Origin of the sequence: Actinokineospora cianjurensis (genome assembly GCF_003663795.1) — a bacterium.
Classification (GTDB): domain Bacteria; phylum Actinomycetota; class Actinomycetes; order Mycobacteriales; family Pseudonocardiaceae; genus Actinokineospora; species Actinokineospora terrae.
The window spans coordinates 998,030-1,016,585 of sequence record NZ_RCDD01000002.1; the positions used below are offsets into that span (position 1 = coordinate 998,030).

15 protein-coding genes and 2 pseudogenes are annotated in these 18,556 nt (G+C 70.3%); 8 read left to right on the forward strand and 9 right to left on the reverse strand.

What is annotated here, in order from left to right:
• Nucleotides 1-117 precede the first annotated feature (117 nt).
• Nucleotides 118-2,970, reverse strand: coding sequence for an excinuclease ABC subunit UvrA (uvrA, locus tag CLV68_RS18950; RefSeq protein ID WP_121392138.1), 2,853 nt, complete (start codon nt 2,968-2,970; stop codon nt 118-120).
• A gap of 408 nt (nt 2,971-3,378) precedes the next feature.
• Between uvrA and CLV68_RS18955 the strand changes: the two are divergent.
• Nucleotides 3,379-4,077, forward strand: a pseudogene (locus tag CLV68_RS18955) (maleylpyruvate isomerase N-terminal domain-containing protein); the annotation flags it as partial.
• On the opposite strand, the gene CLV68_RS18960 reads toward CLV68_RS18955, so the two are convergent.
• Nucleotides 4,044-5,267, reverse strand: coding sequence for an acyltransferase family protein (locus CLV68_RS18960; protein ID WP_246009969.1), 1,224 nt, complete (start codon nt 5,265-5,267; stop codon nt 4,044-4,046). The pseudogene CLV68_RS18955 and the gene CLV68_RS18960 overlap by 34 nt on opposite strands.
• 103 nt (nt 5,268-5,370) lie before the next feature.
• Here CLV68_RS18960 and CLV68_RS18965 point away from each other — a divergent pair, with 103 nt between their 5' ends.
• The 3 genes from CLV68_RS18965 to CLV68_RS18975 all read left to right on the forward strand — a co-directional run bounded on the left by CLV68_RS18965 (nt 5,371) and on the right by CLV68_RS18975 (nt 8,392).
• Nucleotides 5,371-6,048 (forward strand): MBL fold metallo-hydrolase, encoded by a 678-nt coding sequence (locus tag CLV68_RS18965; RefSeq protein ID WP_121392140.1) that lies wholly within the window; start codon nt 5,371-5,373, stop codon nt 6,046-6,048.
• Nucleotides 6,049-6,368: 320 nt separating this feature from the next.
• Nucleotides 6,369-7,145 carry a DUF4262 domain-containing protein gene (locus CLV68_RS18970; protein ID WP_281274680.1) on the forward strand — a complete coding sequence of 259 codons (777 nt, stop codon included), beginning with the start codon at nt 6,369-6,371 and terminating at the stop codon, nt 7,143-7,145.
• Complete coding sequence (locus tag CLV68_RS18975; protein WP_246009970.1) at nt 7,121-8,392, forward strand: alpha/beta fold hydrolase; 1,272 nt, start codon at nt 7,121-7,123, stop codon at nt 8,390-8,392. Before CLV68_RS18970 ends, CLV68_RS18975 begins: the two co-directional genes overlap by 25 nt.
• Here CLV68_RS18975 and CLV68_RS18980 read toward each other — a convergent pair.
• Complete coding sequence (locus CLV68_RS18980) at nt 8,358-9,395, reverse strand: DUF4429 domain-containing protein (protein ID WP_121392142.1); 1,038 nt, start codon at nt 9,393-9,395, stop codon at nt 8,358-8,360. The genes CLV68_RS18975 and CLV68_RS18980 overlap by 35 nt on opposite strands.
• A 106-nt stretch (nt 9,396-9,501) precedes the next feature.
• On the reverse strand, nt 9,502-11,778 hold the full coding sequence (locus CLV68_RS18985) for an excinuclease ABC subunit UvrA (RefSeq protein WP_121392143.1): 2,277 nt from the start codon (nt 11,776-11,778) through the stop codon (nt 9,502-9,504).
• A 65-nt stretch (nt 11,779-11,843) separates the two neighbouring features.
• On the opposite strand from CLV68_RS18985, the gene CLV68_RS18990 reads away from it, so the two are divergent.
• Complete coding sequence (locus CLV68_RS18990; protein WP_121392144.1) at nt 11,844-12,608, forward strand: TetR/AcrR family transcriptional regulator; 765 nt, start codon at nt 11,844-11,846, stop codon at nt 12,606-12,608.
• Here the strand turns inward: CLV68_RS18990 and chrA are convergent.
• Nucleotides 12,595-13,707 carry a chromate efflux transporter gene (gene chrA / locus CLV68_RS18995; RefSeq protein ID WP_121392145.1) on the reverse strand — a complete coding sequence of 371 codons (1,113 nt, stop codon included), beginning with the start codon at nt 13,705-13,707 and terminating at the stop codon, nt 12,595-12,597. The two genes, CLV68_RS18990 and chrA, sit on opposite strands and share 14 nt — an antisense overlap.
• A 49-nt stretch (nt 13,708-13,756) precedes the next feature.
• Here chrA and CLV68_RS19000 point away from each other — a divergent pair, with 49 nt between their 5' ends.
• The 3 genes from CLV68_RS19000 to CLV68_RS19010 are packed head-to-tail and all read left to right on the forward strand — an operon-like array spanning nt 13,757 to nt 15,001.
• Nucleotides 13,757-14,194, forward strand: a complete 438-nt coding sequence (locus tag CLV68_RS19000) for a YdeI/OmpD-associated family protein (protein ID WP_121392146.1) — start codon at nt 13,757-13,759, stop codon at nt 14,192-14,194.
• A 40-nt stretch (nt 14,195-14,234) separates the two neighbouring features.
• Nucleotides 14,235-14,651, forward strand: coding sequence for a helix-turn-helix domain-containing protein (locus CLV68_RS19005; protein ID WP_121392147.1), 417 nt, complete (start codon nt 14,235-14,237; stop codon nt 14,649-14,651).
• A complete protein-coding gene (locus CLV68_RS19010) occupies nt 14,648-15,001 on the forward strand; it encodes a DUF4180 domain-containing protein (protein ID WP_121392148.1) in 354 nt (117 codons plus the stop codon). The genes CLV68_RS19005 and CLV68_RS19010 overlap by 4 nt, the downstream gene beginning before the upstream one ends.
• Before the next feature lie 42 nt (nt 15,002-15,043).
• On the opposite strand, the gene CLV68_RS34785 is transcribed toward CLV68_RS19010, so the two are convergent.
• The 4 genes and pseudogenes from CLV68_RS34785 to CLV68_RS19025 form a co-directional block, all read right to left on the reverse strand.
• Nucleotides 15,044-15,844 carry an endonuclease I family protein gene (locus tag CLV68_RS34785; RefSeq protein ID WP_425454868.1) on the reverse strand — a complete coding sequence of 267 codons (801 nt, stop codon included), beginning with the start codon at nt 15,842-15,844 and terminating at the stop codon, nt 15,044-15,046.
• A pseudogene (locus CLV68_RS35265) lies at nt 15,833-16,282 on the reverse strand (DUF6359 domain-containing protein); the annotation flags it as partial. The gene CLV68_RS34785 and the pseudogene CLV68_RS35265, both read right to left, overlap by 12 nt.
• A gap of 306 nt (nt 16,283-16,588) precedes the next feature.
• The gene (locus tag CLV68_RS19020; RefSeq protein ID WP_147460064.1) at nt 16,589-17,749 is read right to left on the reverse strand and encodes a sensor histidine kinase; all 1,161 of its coding nucleotides are present in this window, start codon (nt 17,747-17,749) and stop codon (nt 16,589-16,591) included.
• On the reverse strand, nt 17,749-18,456 hold the full coding sequence (locus tag CLV68_RS19025; protein ID WP_121392151.1) for a response regulator transcription factor: 708 nt from the start codon (nt 18,454-18,456) through the stop codon (nt 17,749-17,751). Before CLV68_RS19025 ends, CLV68_RS19020 begins: the two co-directional genes overlap by 1 nt.
• Nucleotides 18,457-18,556: the final 100 nt, after the last annotated feature.

Consider the following 18,556-nt stretch of genomic DNA (forward strand, 5'->3'; position numbering starts at 1 on the left):
CCGCGACCGGGATACACCATGTCCAGATGTCGTTTCCGCTGGTTACCGCACGTCTCCGAGTGAACTCCGGCGGTAGTCGCCGCCGGTGACCCAGGCCACCGGCGGCACCCGTTTCGATCACATCACGTGCGCGAGGAACTCCCCGGTGTAGCTGCCGTCGGCCTTCACCACGTCCTCGGGTGTGCCCTCCGCCACCACCGTGCCGCCGCCGGAGCCGCCCTCGGGTCCCATGTCGACGATCCAGTCCGAACCCTTGATGACGTCCAGGTTGTGCTCGATGACGATCACCGAGTTGCCCTTGTCGACCAGGCCGTTGATCACGCCGAGCAGCTTGCGGATGTCCTCGAAGTGCAGGCCGGTGGTGGGCTCGTCGAGGATGTAGACGGTGCGGCCGGTGGAGCGCTTCTGCAGCTCGCTGGCCAGTTTCACCCGTTGCGCCTCGCCGCCGGACAGGGTCGGCGCAGGCTGGCCGAGCCGGACGTAGCCGAGACCCACGTCGACCAGGGTCGCCAGGTGTCGGTGGATCGCCTTGATCGGCTCGAAGAAGGCGGCCGCCTCCTCGATCGGCATGTCCAGGATCTCGGCGATCGTCTTGCCCTTGTAGTGCACCTCCAGGGTCTCCCGGTTGTACCGGGCGCCCTTGCACACCTCGCACGGCACGTACACGTCCGGCAGGAAGTTCATCTCGATCTTGATGGTGCCGTCGCCAGCGCACGCCTCGCAGCGGCCGCCCTTGACGTTGAAGGAGAACCGGCCCGGCTGGTAGCCGCGGACCTTGGCCTCCGTCGTCGAGGCGAACAGCTTGCGCATGTGGTCGAACACGCCGGTGTAGGTGGCCGCGTTGGACCGCGGGGTGCGGCCGATCGGCGACTGGTCCACCTGGACCAGCTTGTCCACGTGCTCCAGGCCCTTGATCCTGGTGTGCCTGCCGGGCACCTGGCGGGCGCCGTTGAGCTTGTTCGCCAGGACCGTGGCCAGGATGTCGTTCACCAGCGTGCTCTTACCCGAACCGGAGACACCGGTGACCGACACGAGCGCGCCTAGGGGGAACGACACGTCGATACCGCGCAGGTTGTGCTCACGCGCGCCGACAACGGTCAGCTGCCGCTTCTTGTCGATCGCGCGGCGGATCGCGGGCATCGGGATCTCGCTGCGGCCGGACAGGTAGGCGCCGGTCAGCGACTCCTTGTTCTTCAGCAGCTCCTTGAACGTGCCGCTGTGCACGACCTTGCCGCCGTGCTCGCCCGCGCCCGGTCCGATGTCGACCACCCAGTCCGAGGCGCGGATGGTGTCCTCGTCGTGCTCGACGACGATCAGCGTGTTGCCCAGGTCGCGCAGCCGGGTCAGCGTCTCGATCAGCCGGTGGTTGTCGCGCTGGTGCAGGCCGATCGAGGGCTCGTCGAGGACGTAGAGCACGCCGACCAGGCCGGACCCGATCTGGGTCGCCAGCCGGATGCGCTGCGCCTCGCCGCCGGAGAGGGTGCCGGAGGCGCGGTCGAGGGAGAGGTAGTCGAGGCCGACGTCGAGCAGGAACCGGAGCCGGGCCTGGATCTCCTTGAGCACGGCGCCCGCGATCATCGACTCGCGCCTGCCCAGCTTGAGCCCGTCGAGGAACGCCGAGCACTCCCCGATGGACATGTTCGACACCTCGGCGATGGACTTGTCGCCCTCGGTGCCGTGCGCGAGGGTCACCGCGAGGATCTCCGGCTTGAGCCGGGTGCCCCGGCACGACGGGCAGGGCACCTCCCGCATGTAGCCCTCGTACTTCTCGCGCATGTACTCGGAGTCGGTCTGTTCCTGGCGCCGCTCAAGGAACGGGATCACGCCCTCGTACGCGGCGTAGTACGAGCGCTCACGGCCGTAGCGGTTCTTGTAGCGGACGTGCACCTGGTCGCTTACCCCGTGCAGCACCGCTTTCTGTGCCTTCGCGGTGAGCCTGCGCCACGGGGTGTCCATCCGGAACCCGATGGTCTCGGCCAGCGAGGTGAGCAGCCGCACGAAGTACTCCGCGGTCTGCCCGCCCGCCCAGGGCGCGATGGCGCCGTCGGCCAGCGACAGCTCGTCGTCGGGGACGACCAGCTCCGGGTCGACCTCCTTCTTCACGCCGATGCCGGTGCACTCCGGGCACGCGCCGTAGGGCGAGTTGAACGAGAACGACCTCGGCTCCAGGTCCTCGACGCCGAGCGGGTGGCCGTTGGGGCAGGCCAGGTGCTCGGAGAAGCCGCGGATGCGGTGCGGGTCGTTGTCGGGCAGGTCGACGAACTCCAGCTCGACCAGGCCGTCGGCCAGCCGCAGCGCGGTCTCGACCGAGTCGGTCAGCCGCTGCTTGGAGCTCGCCTTCACCGCCAACCGGTCGATGATCACCGAGATGTGGTGCTTCTCCTGCTTCTTGAGCTTCGGCGGGTCGGTCAGCTGGTGCACCGCCCCGTCGACCAGCGCGCGCGAGTAGCCCTGGGTCTGCAGGTTCGCGAAGAGGTCGACGTACTCGCCCTTGCGGCCGCGCACGACCGGGGCGAGGACCTGGAACCGGACCCCCGACTCCATCGCCAGCACCTGGTCGACGATCTGCTGCGGGGTCTGCTTGCTGATCGGCTCACCGCAGGTCGGGCAGTGCGGCTTGCCCGCGCGCGCGTAGAGCAGGCGCAGGTAGTCGTAGACCTCGGTGATGGTGCCGACGGTGGAACGCGGGTTGCGGCTGGTCGACTTCTGGTCGATCGACACCGCTGGCGAGAGGCCCTCGATGAAGTCGACGTCCGGCTTGTCCATCTGGCCGAGGAACTGCCTGGCGTAGGCCGAGAGCGACTCGACGTAGCGGCGCTGGCCCTCGGCGAAGATCGTGTCGAACGCGAGGCTGGACTTGCCCGAGCCGGAGAGCCCGGTGAACACCACGAGGCTGTCGCGGGGCAGGTCGATGTCCACGCCGCGCAGGTTGTGCTCCCGGGCGCCGCGAACGACGAGGCGGTCGGCCACTGAGGTCCCTTCGGTAGTGCTGAGCGGCGGCGCCGGGCGAACGGCACTGGCGCACTGCTCATGGGTCAACTGCTGGTGGGTGTGTCACTGGTGGGTCAACTGCTCGTGCCATCGCACCGCTGCGCGCGGCCCCCGCCGCCTCGCCCGGTGTACCCGCGGTCGTCGCGGCCGACGCCACCCGGTGGCGTGGAAGCACCGGGCACGGACCGTGCTCGACCTGCGGAACAACCCTAGAGCGATGGTTACGGAAGTGGCGTTGGGGATGCTAGACGGGGGCACCGACAATTCTCGCGGACCGACCTCGCCCGTGCACCCGCGACGGAGGTACCCAGCGGTAGCGGACCGGCTTACGCTGGAGGCCGGAGCGCGTTGCTCCGATCACACCAGCAGCACCAGTCGGGGGTGGGTATGACCGTGTCCAACACGTCCACGAGCACGACCGAGACCGCTGGAGCCGGCACCGAACAGCCCGGACTGCCTGGTCAGCGCCGATCCGACGGGGTCGGCCGGGCGCAGGCCGCGCACCAGGGCGTCCGCGAGGCGTGGGCGGTGCTGCACCGGGTGGTGGCCGACCTGCCCGACCCGGCGTTCCGCGAGCCCAGCCTGCTGCCCGGCTGGAGCAGGGCGCACGTGGTCAGCCACCTCGCGCGCAACGCCGACGCGCTGGTCAACCTGCTGACCTGGGCGCGGACCGGGGTGGAGCACCCGGCGTACACCAGCCGCGCCGACCGGGACGCCGACATCGAGGACGGCTCGACCAGGGTCGCGCAGGTGATCCGCGAGGACCTCTACGCCGCGTGTGACCGATTCCACACCGCCATCGCTCGTCTGGGTGAGGGCGACTGGGCCGCGATCGTCGTCCACCCCTCCGGCCGGACGCTGCCCGCGGCGGAGGTCCCCGAGCTCGCGCTGTTCGAGGCGTGGAACCACCTGGTCGACCTGGACGCGGGCACCGGGTACGCCGACATCCCCGCCGGTCACCTCGACCGGCTGCTGGACCTGGCGGTCCGGCCGTACCGGGCGCACACCGACGGCCTCCCGCTGCGGCTGGTCGCGGACCTGCCGGACGGGCGTCAGCGCACCTGGGAGCTGGCCATCGCCACCCACTCGAGCTCGCGGGAGGTCACCGGGCCCGCGCCCGCGGTCCTGGGGTGGCTGGCGGGCAGGTCCGACGGCAGCGGGCTGACCGGGACGCCGCCGGAGCTGGGCTCCTGGGGCTGAGGCCGGGCGCGCAGCCACGCCCACGCGGTCGGCCCCCTGGTGGTGAGCCAGCGGTGCGCGGGCTGCTCGACCAGCTTGGTGATCGCCCAGCCGAGCAGCAGCGCCATCGCCACGCAGGCCAGCAGGCGACCCCACGGTCCGATGCCCTTGTCGAGCAGGTACCTGGCCAGCACGAAGCCGAGCTCCTGGTGCACGAGGTACACACCGAAGGAGATCCCCGCGAGCCAGCGGATCGGCCTGCCCAGGCCGTTGAGGATCGCCCAGTCCGGCCCGCCGGCGGCCGCGACGATGCCCACCAGGACCACACCGAAGGCGATCGTGGACGGGGTGTCGACGAAGTAGGAGTGCGCGTCCTGGGCGACGAGCACCGCGACCAGGTAGGCCGCGAGGTGCGCGCCGGACATCCGGTGCCGGGTCCACAGCCAGATCGCCACACCGACCCCGAAGAGCGCGACCCGGTGCAGCGCCAGCCCGTCGAACAGGGACTTGACCCACTGCGCGGCGTCGTCGTGGCGCCACACGAAGCGGATCACGAGCGGGACCACGACCAGCGACCACAACGTGACCGGGATGGCCTTGCCGCGCATCAGGCCCCTCGGCCACAGCAGCGCGGCGATCAGGAACGACATGAGCTGCACGGGCAACGTCCAGTAAGAGGCGTCCACCCAGTGGAAATCCGGTGCCCAGGCTTGGATAAGAAGTAAGTTCGCGACCAGGTCGGTGTGGGTCGGTAGGTACCAACCGAACGAGGTGGCGACAGCCCGGGAGACGGCGTAGGTGATGACTACCGCGACGAGGTAGGCCGGGAGCAGACGCGAGACGCGGTTCCACAACCAGCGCTTGGTGGCCCCGCGGCGTACGGTCACGCAGACGAAGAACGCGGAGATCACCAACAGGGTGCTCGCGCCGAACTGCAACGGGAGCACGAAGGGGTACGGCCCGAGTTCCGCGTGGTTGATCGGCGACTGGTGGGTGATGTGCTGGACGACGACCGTGTACACGGCCACCACGCGCAGCACGTCCCAGCTGATCTTGCGCGGGGACCGCTTCTGGTTCGCTGTCTCAGGTGTCAGCACGAGCTCACAGGTTTCCGGCGACAGGGGTCGGTTTCAGGTCACGCTCTGATAACAGGATAAGGGGCGGTACCCGGGACTGCCGGAGGAGGTACCGTCGGCGCCCGTGGACCTCGTCGACGACTACACCGGGCACGTCGAGCCCGGCGGTGCAGCCAGCAGGCGCACCCTCCCCGCGCTGACCATCACGAAGCTCTCGGTCGGCCCGATGGACAACAACGCCTACCTCCTCACCTGCCGCGCCACGCGCGAGGCACTCCTGGTGGACGCGGCCAACGACCCGCAACGCCTGTCGGACCTGATCGGCTACGGCCAGGACCGCCCGACGCTGCGCACCATCGTCACCACCCACCAGCACGCCGATCACTGGCAGGGCCTCGGCGCCACCGCGGGCGCTTTCGGAGCCAACACCATCGCTCACCCCCTCGACGCCGACCCCCTGCCAGTACCACCGGACGTCCTCGTCGAACACGGCGACACGATTCCAGTGGGCGAGGTCACCCTCGAGGTCATCCACCTCCGCGGCCACACCCCCGGCTCCATCGCCCTCCTCTACCGCGACCCAACCGGCACCGCCCACCTCTTCACCGGCGACTCCCTCTTCCCAGGCGGCGTCGGCAAGACGTCCACCCCGGAGAACTTCACCTCACTGCTCGACGACGTAGAATCCCGCGTCTTCGCCGAACTCCCGGACTCAACCTGGTTCTACCCAGGCCACGGCGACGACTCGACACTGGGCGAACAACGCCCACACCTGACCGAGTGGCGCTCGCGCGGCTGGTGAAAATCCCCGATGGGGCCGCCCGAGTTTCTCAGGCGGCCCCATCGGCATTCGCGCGGCGTCCCCCAGGGGCTCGAACCAGCCTTCGGCTCACTTCCGGGGATATGGGGAATGCCTGAGACAACGGGCGCGGCGCGGGTGCTGGGGAGGTCCTAGGCGCTGACGACCTTCGTGGGCACCGAGCGTAGTTGGGGCGTGCGCAGGGCTGCCGGGGTGGACTGGCAAGCGGGAACGGGGTCGGTGGGGGTGGGGGTCGGTACAGTCCGGGCGTGGAGTGTCGGTGTCAGTTGTGCGTGGGGGAACGGGATGAGTCGTTCTCCGAGGTGTTGGCGGCCGTCGAGGAGTTTGGGTGGGGGGTTGTCGGGGTTTCGGGGGCTCAGTTCGACATCGTGCACACGGTGGGGCTTCGGCACAGTGTGGGGGTGGCCGAGGTCGCGATGTTCGGGCTCGACGGGGAGGACATGCTGGAGTGGGTGGGGCGGTGTGTCGAGCTCGGGCTGGAGCGGGGGTGGCCGGAGGGGGAGTTCGGCGGGGTGATCGATGGGGTCCCCACTCGGTTGCGGGCGATGGACGGGTCGTGGTTCGCGGGGGTGTTCGGGGCGGCGCGGCACTTCTACGGGGAGACGGTGCCGGTGTCGCAGTTGGTGTGGCCGGATGGCGAGGGGCGGTGGCCGTGGGACGAGGGCGCCGACGAGGACGTGCGGGTGTCGCAGCCGCGGGGGTGGGCGCCGGTCGGGGAGCAGCCCGCGGGGGCCTGGCGGCTGGTCGGCGAACTCGGGGCGGACTACCCGTTCCCGGTCAGCCCGGACGCGTGGACGCTCACCACGCAGTCCATTGTGGACAACAGGCGCGCGCCGCTGGTGGTCGCCAGGGGTGAGGGCCTCTACGACGTCCTCGACGAGCGTGGTTACGAAGCGGACGACCTGGTTCTCGCCTACCTCGGCGACCTCACCACCCGCTACCCCGCTCTCACCGGCGCCGCCGACCTGGGCGACGACGAGGCGGCTCTAGCGACAGACAGCGGCTGGACCAAGGTAGGCCGAACGCGCGAGCAGACGGCCGCCAGTGTGGCCGCGTGGCAGAGCGCGGGCACGGCATGAACATCGACCGCACCTTCACGGTCCCGCTAGACCACGCGAACCCCAGCGGCCCCACAATCGAGCTCTACGCGCGAGAGGTCATCAGAGGCCGCACAGACCTCCCTTACCTTCTCTACCTCAACGGCGGCCCCGGCTTCCCCTCACCGCGGCCGCTGGGCGGCGAAGGCTGGATCACACGGGCCTTGGCCGAGTACCGCCTCTTGCTGCTAGACCAGCGCGGCACCGGTAGGTCCACTCCGGTCACCCGGCATTCCCTTGCGCTACAAGGCAGCCCTAGGCAGCAGGTCGACTACCTCAAGCACTTCCGCGCCGACTCCATCGTCAAGGACGCCGAAGCCATCCGGCAAGCGCTTGCGGTCGACCGGTGGAGTGTCCTCGGCCAGAGCTTCGGCGGCTACTGCGCCGTCACGTACCTCTCGTTCGCGCCAGAGGCACTCGCGGAAGTCCTCATCACCGGTGGCCTCCCCCCACTGGAGTCCACAGCGGACGAGATCTACCGCATGCTCTACAAGACAGTCGTAGGCAAGAACATCGCGCACTACAAGCGCTTCCCCGAAGACGTCGAACGAGCCAGCACGGTCGCACGCTTCCTCAAGGACAACACCGTCCTCCTCCCCACCGGGCGCCCTCTTACGGTAGAAGCCTTCCAGGGGCTGGGAAATCTCCTTGGCTCATCAACGGGAAGCAGCCGTCTGCACTACCTGCTGGAAGCACCCTTCGACGGCAACCACCTCGCGGACGCGTTCCTCACCGATGTCGAACGCGAGCTCTCCTGGGCCAGCACAGCACCGTTGTACTTCCTGCTGCACGAAGCCTCTTACGCCCGCGGTCATGGCGCCACACAGTGGTCCGCGCAGCGGGTACGGCAAGAGTTCCCCGAGTTCGGCAACGACGACCCGCTGCTGTTCACCGGCGAGATGGTGTACCCGGCCCTGTTCGACAGCGATCCCGCGCTAGAGCCGTTCCGCGACGCCGCGCACCTCGTCGCGGCCGAAGACACCTGGCCGCAGCTCTACGACATCGACCGGCTCAAGGCGAACACCGTCCCGGTCGCGGCCGCGGTCTACAACGACGACATGTACGTGGCGCGTGAGCTGTCGCTGGACACCGCGCGCACGATCGCGGGCACCCGGTCCTGGCTCACCGCCGAGTACGAGCACGACGGGCTGCGGGTCAGCGACGGCGCGGTCCTGGACCGGTTGATCACCATGCTCAGGCGCGAAGAAGGCCCCGGACACGCTGGATGAACTCGTCCGGCAGCTCCTCGGGCGGGGTGAGCAGCGCCTTGCCCTCGACCGCGATGGCGTTGCCGACGAGCACCACGTCCGCGTGGCAGGGCAGGCCCGCCTCCTCCAGCGGGCCGACCAGCGGCCGGAACCGCCCCGAGGTCTGCCTGCCCAGCTCGCCGATGTCGCGCCCGTCCACCCGCAGCGCCACCACCACGCTGGTCGAGCGCGGCCCGGCCCGCTCGACCAGGTGCAGGCTCGCGACCACCAGCGCCTTGCCGGGCAGGTAGGCCGAGTCCATCAGCGGCACCAGCACGTCGAGGTGCTCGCGCTCCCCGGTCAGCTGGAACGGCCGACCGGGCGGCAGGTGCGGCGCGAGCGGGTCGACGGTGTTGAGCGGCAGCGCGAACTCCGGCTCGGCGAGGTCGAGCGCCACCGAACAGGCGAACTCGGGGTGCTCCCGAGTCCACCACAATCGAACACGGCACCGACCAGAGCCGCCGACGCGCTCCAGCGGGACCCGGTAGGCATAAGCGGCCGCTGTCGACAGGACTCCCACCGCGTAGCCCTCGACCAAGACCTGCACGTGGTCGTCCCGAAGTCGCAGCTCCGCCTCGGAGGCCCTCTCCCCCGTCGGCGCGGGACCACAGAGGGCGCGAACCACCGCGGTCTCCTCTAACACCGGCACGTTGAAGAAACCGTGCCCGCGCAACGGAGGCGCTAGGTCCGCCGCACGGGGCAACGGAACCTGCGGCCCCCGTCGCGCGACGAGGATGCCTTGCAGACGGGCGAAATCGTCCTGGTGCGCCCGGGTGAACGCCAACTGGTAGCTGCGGCCGTCGCGCAGCCGCAGGTCGAGCCGACCGTTGCGCAGCGGCCCCGCCTCGTGCACGGTGACCGCCGCGATGTCGCGCAGGTCGACGGTGAGCGGCCCGCCGCCCAGCGCCAGCCTGCCGACGGCGTTGGTCGGGGTGACCGACAGGTGGCCCCCGTCGAGCGTCACGGAGATGCCGATGCCGTCCACGCGCGCCTCCTCGCCCTGGGCCCCTTCCCATGGTACGCACCGGGTCCAGGCCACCGGCAGGCTCACCTGACCGGTCCACCGTAAGGGGCTGGCGGGCCTGTGCGGGTCAGCAGGCCACAGTGGTCACGTACTCGCGCAGGTGCCGGGCGGTCAGCGTGTCCGCGCTGTCGACGAGCTGGGCGGGGGTGCCGGTGAACACGACCCGGCCGCCGTCGTGCCCGGCGCCCGGCCCGAGGTCGATGATCCAGTCGGCGTGCGCCATCACCGCCTGGTGGTGCTCGATGACCACGACCGTGTTGCCGTCGTCGACCAGCCGGTCGAGCAGCCCGAGCAGTTGGTCGACGTCGGCGAGGTGCAGGCCGGTGGTCGGCTCGTCGAGCACGTAGGTGGATCCCTTCTCCGCCATGCGGATCGCGAGCTTGAGCCGCTGCCGCTCGCCGCCGGACAGGGTGGTCAGCGGTTGGCCGAGGCTGAGGTAGCCGAGGCCGACGTCGACGAGCCGGTCCAGGATCCTGCGGCCCGCGGGCACCGTGAGGAAGTCGTGCGCCTCGGCGATGGACATGGCCAGGACGTCGCTGATCGAGCGGCCGTCGAGCTTGTGCGCCAACACCTGCGGGGTGAACCGCCTGCCGTCGCAGTCCTCGCACACCGAGGCGACCCCGGCCATCATCGCCAGGTCGGTGTACACCAGCCCGATGCCCTTGCAGGTCGGGCACGCGCCCTCGGAGTTGGCGCTGAACAGGGCGGGTTTGACGCCGTTGGCCTTGGCGAACGCGGTGCGGATCGGGTCGAGCAGGCCGGTGTAGGTGGCCGGGTTGCTGCGCCGGGAGCCGCGGATGGCGGACTGGTCGACCACGACCACCCCGGGCCGCTTGGACAGCGAGCCGTGGATGAGCGAGCTCTTGCCGGACCCGGCCACACCCGTGACGACGGTGAGCACGCCGAGGGGGACGTCCACGTCGACGTTGTCCAGGTTGTGCGTACTGGCGCCGCGGATCGGGATCTGGCCGGTCGCGGTACGCGGGGTCGGGCGCAGGCGCGCGCGGTGCCCGAGGTGGCGGCCGGTGAGGGTGTCGGAGGTGGTCAGGCCCGCGAAGTCGCCGCTGTAGCAGAGGGTGCCGCCGTTGGTGCCCGCGCCGGGGCCGAGGTCGACGACGTGGTCGGCGATCCGGATGACCTCGGGCTTGTGCTCGACGACCAGCACCGTGTTGCCCTTGTCGCGCAACCGCAGCAGCAGGTCGTTCATCCTGGCGATGTCGTGCGGGTGCAGGCCCACGGTGGGCTCGTCGAACACGTAGGTGACGTCGGTGAGGCTGGACCCGAGGTGCCGCACCATCTTCACGCGCTGCGACTCGCCGCCGGAGAGGGTGCCCGATTCGCGATCCAGGCTCAGGTAGCCCAACCCGATCTCGACAAGGGAGTCGAGCGTGCCGCGCAGCACGGCGAGCAGCGGCCCGACCGACGGGTCTTCGACCTTGCCGACGAACGCGGCGAGGTCGCTGATCTGCATCGCGGCGCAGTCGGCGATGGTGCGGCCGTCGATGGTGACCGAGAGCGCGGCGGGGTTGAGCCGGGCGCCGTGGCAGGCCCCGCAGGTGGCGAAGGTGGCCGCGCGGTCGACGAAGGCGCGGATGTGCGACTGCATCGAGTCGCGTTCCTTGCTCAGGTAGAGCCGCTGCACCTTGACGACCAGGCCCTCGTAGGTGAGGTTCATCGTGCCGGTCTTGATCTTCGTGGCGGGCTTGTGCAGGAAGTCGGCCAGCTCGGTCGCGGTGTAGTCGCGGACCTTCTTGTCGGCGTCGAGCAGGCCGGACTGGACGAACGCCTGCCAGTACCAGGAGTCGACGGCGAAGTTGGGCGCGGTGATCGCGCCCTCGTTGAGCGACAGGTCGCGGTCGACGAGCTCGTCGATGTCGATCGCGGACACCCGGCCGAGGCCCTCGCACTCCGGGCACATGCCCTCGGGCCCGTTGAAGCTGAACGCGCCCGCGCCGCCGATGTGCGGGGTGCCCAGGCGGGAGAACAGGATCCGCACCATGGTGAACGCGTCGGTGGCGGTGCCGACGGTGGAGCGGGCGTTGGCGCCCATCCGCTCCTGGTCGACGATGATCGCGGCGCTGAGGTTGTGCAGCGCGTCCACGTCCGGCCTGCCCTGGCTGGGCATGAACGACTGGACGAACGCGGGGTAGGTCTCGTTGATCATGCGCTGGGACTCGGCGGCGATGGTGCCGAACACCAGCGACGACTTGCCGGAGCCGGACACGCCGGTGAACACGGTGAGCCTGCGCTTGGGCAGGTCGAGGGAGATGTCGGCGAGGTTGTTCTCCCGTGCCCCCCTGACCTGGATGACGTCGTGGCTGTCCGCGGGGTGAACGTGCTGCATGCGGTGATTCCTTACGCGGTAAACTAAGGTCGGCCCGGTCACTTTACGCTATAAGGAGATGGTGCGTGGTGGTGTTCGCCGCACAGGGCGATCCCCGTCGGACGATGGCCCTGCTCTGGCGCGGCCAGGCCGCCGCCCCGGTGCGCCCTGGACCGCGGCCGACGTTGACCGTGGAGGCGGTCATCGAGGCCGCGGTGGCGGTCGCCGACGAGGAGGGCATGGCCGGGTTGTCCATGCGCGCGGTCGGCGAACGCCTCGGCCGCACCGCGATGGCGCTCTACACCTACGTCGCGGACAAGGCCGAGCTGCTCGACCTCATGTACGACCACGTGCACGGCGAGCTGACCGCCGATGTCGTCGACGACTGGCGGGCCGGGATCACGGCCTGGGCCGAGGAGCGGTGGGAGTTCTACCTGCGCCACCCGTGGGTCTTGCACGTGTCGATGGCGCGACCGGTTCTGGGGCCTAACGAGCTGGACTCGACCGAACGGCTGTTGCGCGTGCTCAAGCCTGCCGGTCTGAGCGCCCCGGTAGCGCGGGGGGTCGTGAGCAGCCTGACCTATCTCGTGCAGGGCGCGGCGGCAATGGTCAACGACTCCCGGCGGGCCGCCCGTGAGACAGGGCAAACCGACGATGTGTGGTGGTACGCGCGCTCGGCGGAACTGACCGATGTAGCGCCGAGGTTCGACGGCCGGTACCCACTGCTCACGTGGCTGGAGACGGACAAGGAGCCGAACGAGACGGTGCCGTACATGGAGCACGAGGCGCGCGTGAGCTTCGAGGTCGGCCTCGGCGTGCTGCTGGACGGGATCGCCGTCAGAGCAGGCTGACCAACGCCCCCACCACACCCGAGCCGATCAACGCGGCGACAACGCCTCGGCGCAGCAGGAGCAGCCACACGCCCGCGGCAGCGAGCAGCGCGAACTGCCACCATTGCGACAGGGCTAGAGCGAGCGGGACGACCGAACCCGCGATAGCGCCGATCGCGGCGGCGCCCGCTCCGGTGAGGAACGCCTGGGCGCGCTTGTTGTCGCGGAGGCGTTCCAGGCGTGGGCCGCCCAGCAGGACGAACGCGAACGATGGGGCGAACGCGGCGGCAGCGGCCAAGAGGGCTCCGGCGATACCAGCGGCCGCGTAGCCGACAACGGCGATGGTCTGCACAACCGGACCCGGGGTGATCTGACCGAGCGCGACAGCGTTGAGGAACTCGGAGTCGGTCATCCAGCCGTAGGTGTGGACGGCGTCCTCGCGCATCAGCGGGATGATCACGAACCCCCCGCCGTAAGACAGTGCGCCGACCTTGGCCGCCACCCACACCAGTCCCCCACCGGCGGGCATCGCCGCGAGCACCGGCCACGCCACCTGCCGGTCCGACGGCACCCGCACCGACATCTCGACCACCCCGGCGGCGACCAGCACCAACACCAGCCACGGCCCTGTCAGCGCTGCCGCCACCCCGCCGAGCACCAGGTACGCGATCCACCGGACCCTGGCAGCGGTCGCCGCGCCGACCCGTTTCCAACTCCCGGGGACGAGCCCGTACGCGGCGTGCGCGGCAACGGCGGGCACCGCGGCCCCGGCGCCCGCGGCGGCGCCGAGCACCCACGCGGGCGCGTGCTCGGAGAGCAGCAGCACGGCCAGGGCGATGATCAGGACCAGGCCCGGGACGATGAAGCACACGCCGCCGACGATCGCCCCCGCCGCGCCCCGCAGCCGCCACGCGCACAGGATGGCGAGCTGGGTGGAGGCAGGCCCGGGCAGCAGGTTCGTGACCGCGACACCGTCCTCGAACTCGGCGTCGCTGAGCCACCGGCGCCGTACGACGCACAGGTCACGCAGCAACGCGATGTGCGCGGGCGGGCCACCGAATCCGATGCACCCGATCCGGCCCCACTCGCGGGCGATGGTGCCGAGTCCGACGCTGTCCATGCCGGGCATCCTCCACGCCCAGGGCGTCCGGCCGGTTAATACTCTCGGCATGCGATTCGAGACGAGCGTCGAGTTGGGCGGCAAGAACGCCACCGGGTTGAGAGTGCCCGAGGAGGTCGTGGCCGCGCTGAGCACCAAGAAGCGGCTGCCGGTAAAGATCACCGTCGGCGGTCACAGCTACCGGACGACGGTAGGACCGTACGGCGACGGGTACTTCGTGCCTCTCAGCGCCGAGAACCGGAAGGCCGCGGGCGTGGCCGCGGGGGACGCGGTGACGGTCGACATCGAGGTCGACGACGAGCCGCGCGTGGTCGAGGTGCCGGAAGACCTGGCGGCGGCGTTGGCGGCGGCGGGCGGACGGGCGGCGTTCGACAAGCTGTCGTACTCCCACCAGCGCGCCCACGTGCTGTCGGTGACCGACGCCAAGACGGACGCGACCCGGCAACGGCGCGTCGAGAAGGTCGTTACCGCGCTCACTACTCCGTAAACTTCCCTATCGCTCCGCTCCATACGGTACTTTGGGGAACATGGAGTGGCTGTCGGTCGAGCAGGTCGCCGAGGAGCTCGGACTACATGTGCGGACCGTGCGCAACTACGTGCGCGACGGGAAGCTCAAGGCCGTCCGCATCGGGAAGCAGTACCGGATCGCGCGGACCGACCTCGACGCGGTGACAGGCGCGCCTCCCGTGCGCAGACACCGGCACGTGGAGGTAGCGACAACGGTACGAGTTGACGCGATCAGTCGCGGTGACATGGACCGGGTCGCGACCCTCCTCACCGCCGCAGCTGGATCGGGGACCGCAGGCGACCGGGTGCGGGTGCAGCTCTCCTACGACGAAGAGCGCGGGAGCCTGACCGTGATGCTGCTCGGTGGTCTTATCACCACCGCCGAGCTGCTGCGGCTGGTCGACGCGGTCACCAACCAGGGAGGGGCAAGCGAATGACGGTCACCCGGATCGGCGCCGAGACGGTGCTGCACTGCGCGGCAGACGGCCCGGTCCTCACCGGTGAGCAGGACGCCCTCGACATCATCGGGGAGGCGTGGGGCGCGCAGGCGAGCGCGGTGGTGCTCCCCGCCGAGCGGCTCGACCCGAGCTTCTTCGCGCTGAGCAGCGGCTTCCTCGGCGCGTTCGTGGCCAAGTTCGTGAACTACCGGATACCGCTGGCCGTGGTCGGCGACATCTCCGCGCACCTGGAGCGCAGCGAGCCGCTGCGCGCGTTCCGCCAGGAGACCAACCAGGGCAGGCAGTTCTGGCTGCTCGACACCGCCGACGAGGTCGCCTCGAGGTTCTGACGCGCGGGGGCCGCCCGGCACGCGGGCGGCCCCTGGTGACGCCTAGCCCCAGATCGAGGCCACCCACTCCGGGTGGTCGATGAACGGGTTGCGGTTGTGCTGGTAGCTGTCGTAGATCACCTGGTTGCGGCGCTTCTCGAAGGCGTCCGGCGGGTCCTGGGCGTGCCAGCGCAGCAGCGTGGACAGCTTGCCGTGGTGCGGCTGGGTGCCGTTGTTGACGCTGTCGTTGACGTCGAGGTCGACGTACCCGTCGCCGCCCTCGTAGCGGACGTCCATGTAGAGGATCATCCGGGCGACGTCGCCCTTGACCGCGTCCCTGGGCTCCCAGGAGTCGGCGTCGGTGTAGTTGCCCGGCGCCTCGGCCGCGGGCGAGCCGCCGGTGTCGAAGTCCTTGTTGCCGCGGTTGGAGTTGACCGAGACGTCCTCGGGGCGCAGGTGGTGCAGGTCGGTGCCGGGGCCGGTGGCGGTGCCGAAGTCACCGTGGGACTTGGCCCACACGTGCTCGCGGTTCCAGTCGTTGGCGCCACCGCCGTTGGTCGACTTGCTCTGCGAACGTCCGCTGTAGAGCAGGATGACGTTGTTGGCGTTGTTCGGGTCCTGGTCGGTGGCCTTGAGCGCGGTCCACACCTGGTCGTAGTTGAGCTTGTCGCCGACCCGGATGATCTGGTTCAGCGCGGCCTTGAGCTGGGGGCCGGTCTTGCCGATGGCCGCCTGGTAGTAGGCGTCCGACGGCGCGGTGGTCGTCGGCGGCACCGTGGTGGTCGGCGGGACCGTGGTCGTCGTCGGCGCAGTGGTGGTGGTCGGAACCGTGTCGACGCGCGAGAAGGCGGTGGTCGAGGTCAGGCCCGCGTGGCTGAAGTACGCGCTGAGCGAGCCGGTGACGTCGAGTTGGGCGCCCAGCAGTGACGGGTTCGTCTTGAGCCCGTAGGCCGACCGGAACGAGGTCGTGATCTGCACGTAGACCATGCGCGTGTGGTTGGTCTCGGCGGCGGAGTCGGCGAGCGCCAGCGCGTAGTCGGACGGGTAGTTCGACCGGACCACGGTGGTGGTCGCGGTGGGCTGGCCGACGACGTAACCGCGGACGGTGGCCGACGACCCGTTCTGGGCGCCGATGGCGGCCGCGACGGTGATCGAGGCGGCAGCGCTCTGCGGTGCGGCGGCGCTCTGCGGTGCGGTGGCAGTGCTGCTCGGTGCGGCGGCGGCGGACCCGACCTGCGGTACCACCACGGCGGTGGCGACCGAGGCCAGGAGGGCTAACAGGGACCAGCGACTGGCTCGCATGGGCGATGTCCTCTCCCCGACGGTGACCAAAGTCGACAGAGCGTGACTCTGGTTTCACTTTCGAGTGAAGACTGCCATGTTTCAACCAACTAAAGCATGAACGTGGTGGAGCCTCGCGATGGCGACGTGATGGCGGTGCGCGTGCCGGGCGCCGGTCGAGCAGGGGCAGGCAGACCCGGGAAAAGAAGAGGCGGCCCTGCCGTCGGGGGGTGACAGGGCCGCGATGGTGTAGTCGCCGCAGGCCCTGTGGGTGTTACCGACTCGTGTGGACGCGACGACACCGAGCGCGTTCCGCAATGGACTGTGTCACCCGAACAGCGGAAGGCGCAGCGCGAACCGGGCACCGGTGCCCGCTCCGTCGCTGTGCGCGGTCACCGTGCCCCCGTGTGCCGAGACCACCCCACGCGCGATGGCCAGGCCCAACCCGAGTCCGCCGGTCCTGGTATCGGCCACCCGGGTGAAGTCCTGGAACAACACCTCGGCGAGCGCCGGGTCGAAGCCGATCCCGCTGTCCACCACGGCCACCTCGGCCGTGCCCGCGGCCACCACCAGCCCCACCCGCACCGGGGTCCCCGCCGAGCTGTACCGCACCGCGTTCGACAGCAGGTTGCCGACGGCCTGGCCCAGCCGCACCCGGTCGCCGAGCACCACGACGGGCTCGTCGGGCACGGACACCAGCACCTCCCGGCCGTGCAGCCCCGGCGGCCCCACCGCGTCGGCCACGACCTCGCGCAGGTCCAGCGGCCGCGGGTCGACCCGCAGGTTCCCGGTGATCACCCGACCCGCGTCGAGCAGGTCGTCGGTCATCCGGGTCAGCGCGGCGACCTGGCGGTCGAGCACCCCGAGCGCCCTGTGCTCGGCGACGTCGAGGGACAGCACCTCGGCCGCGGCGCGCAACGCGCTCAACGGCGTGCGCAGGTCGTGCGCGACCGCGGCGAAGAACCGGTCCTTGGCCTGGTGCTCGCGCCGCAGCGCCGCCCCGGCCTCGGCGAGCCGGTCGTTGGCCGCCTTGAGTTCGCGGGAGCGGACGAACAGGTCGACCTCCAGCCGTTCCAGCCGCTCGTCGGGCGGGTGGGCGGCGACCAGCTCGGTGACGTCCTCGGCCCGGTGCAGAATGCAGCGGATGTCGCCGTCCGGGCCGGTCACCGGCGTGTTGACCGGACTCCAGTGCCGTTCCTCGAACGCGCCGTCCGGGCCGACCGGGATGTCGTAGCGCTGGATGGGCATGGTGTCGGGCTGCCCGGTCGCGAGCACCGTTTCCAGCGAACGCCGCAGGTTGCGCACGCCGTCCGCGGTGAGCAGGTCGGGATTGTCCGGGAACGCGGTGAAGATGTGCGTGCCGACCAGTTCCGCGCGTTTCTTCGCGGTCGCGGCCAGGTACGCGGGATTCACCTCGACGATGACCAGGTCGGGGCCGATCACGAGATACGGCGATGGCGTGCTCTCGAACAGCAGCCGGAAGTCCATCACGAGTCCAGCCGGTAGCCGAAACCGCGCACGGTCGTGATCCTGGGCTCGGTGACCCCGGCGGCGAGCAGTTTGCGGCGCACCCGGTAGACGTGTTCGTCCACTGTGGTCGGTGCCTGCCAGCGCGACGACGAGCCCCACACGTGGTCGAGCAGCTGTTCGCGGGAGAAGGTGTGGCCGGGGGCGCTCGCGAGGAACTCCACCAGCCCGTACTCGCGCGGTGTAAGAGCGATGGGGGTGCCCGCGCGGCGGACCTCCCTGGCCCCGGTATCGATCACCAGGCCGCCGACCCTGATCGCGGTCGCCGCGGGCGGCGGTGCGGTGCTGCGGCGCAGCACGGCGCGGATCCTCGCGGCCAGTTCCCGTTGCGAGTAGGGCTTCACGACGTAGTCGTCGGCGCCGAGCTCGAGCCCGACGACCCGGTCGGCCTCCTCGCCGCGGCCGGTCACCACGATCACCGGCAACGGGTTGTCGCGCCCGCGCACGGCGCGCAGCAGGTCGAGCCCGTTGCCGTCGGGTAAGCCGAGGTCGAGGACGACCAAGTCGACGTGCTCGGTCTCCAGCAACCGCAGCCCGGCGCGCACATCGGCCGCGGGCAGCACCAGGAACCCCTCGCGGACCAGGAAATCCCTGGCCATCGCGGCGAGATCGGGCTCGTCCTCGACGAGCACGACCGCGGGCCGGTCGGATCGGGTCTCGGATTCCACTCCCCGCCCCGTTGACGAAACGTTGAACTTCCGCAGACAGCGTGGCCAAGGCAGGACGGTATCACTGGGAGAACACACCACGCAGTCCTCGGGTGACAAC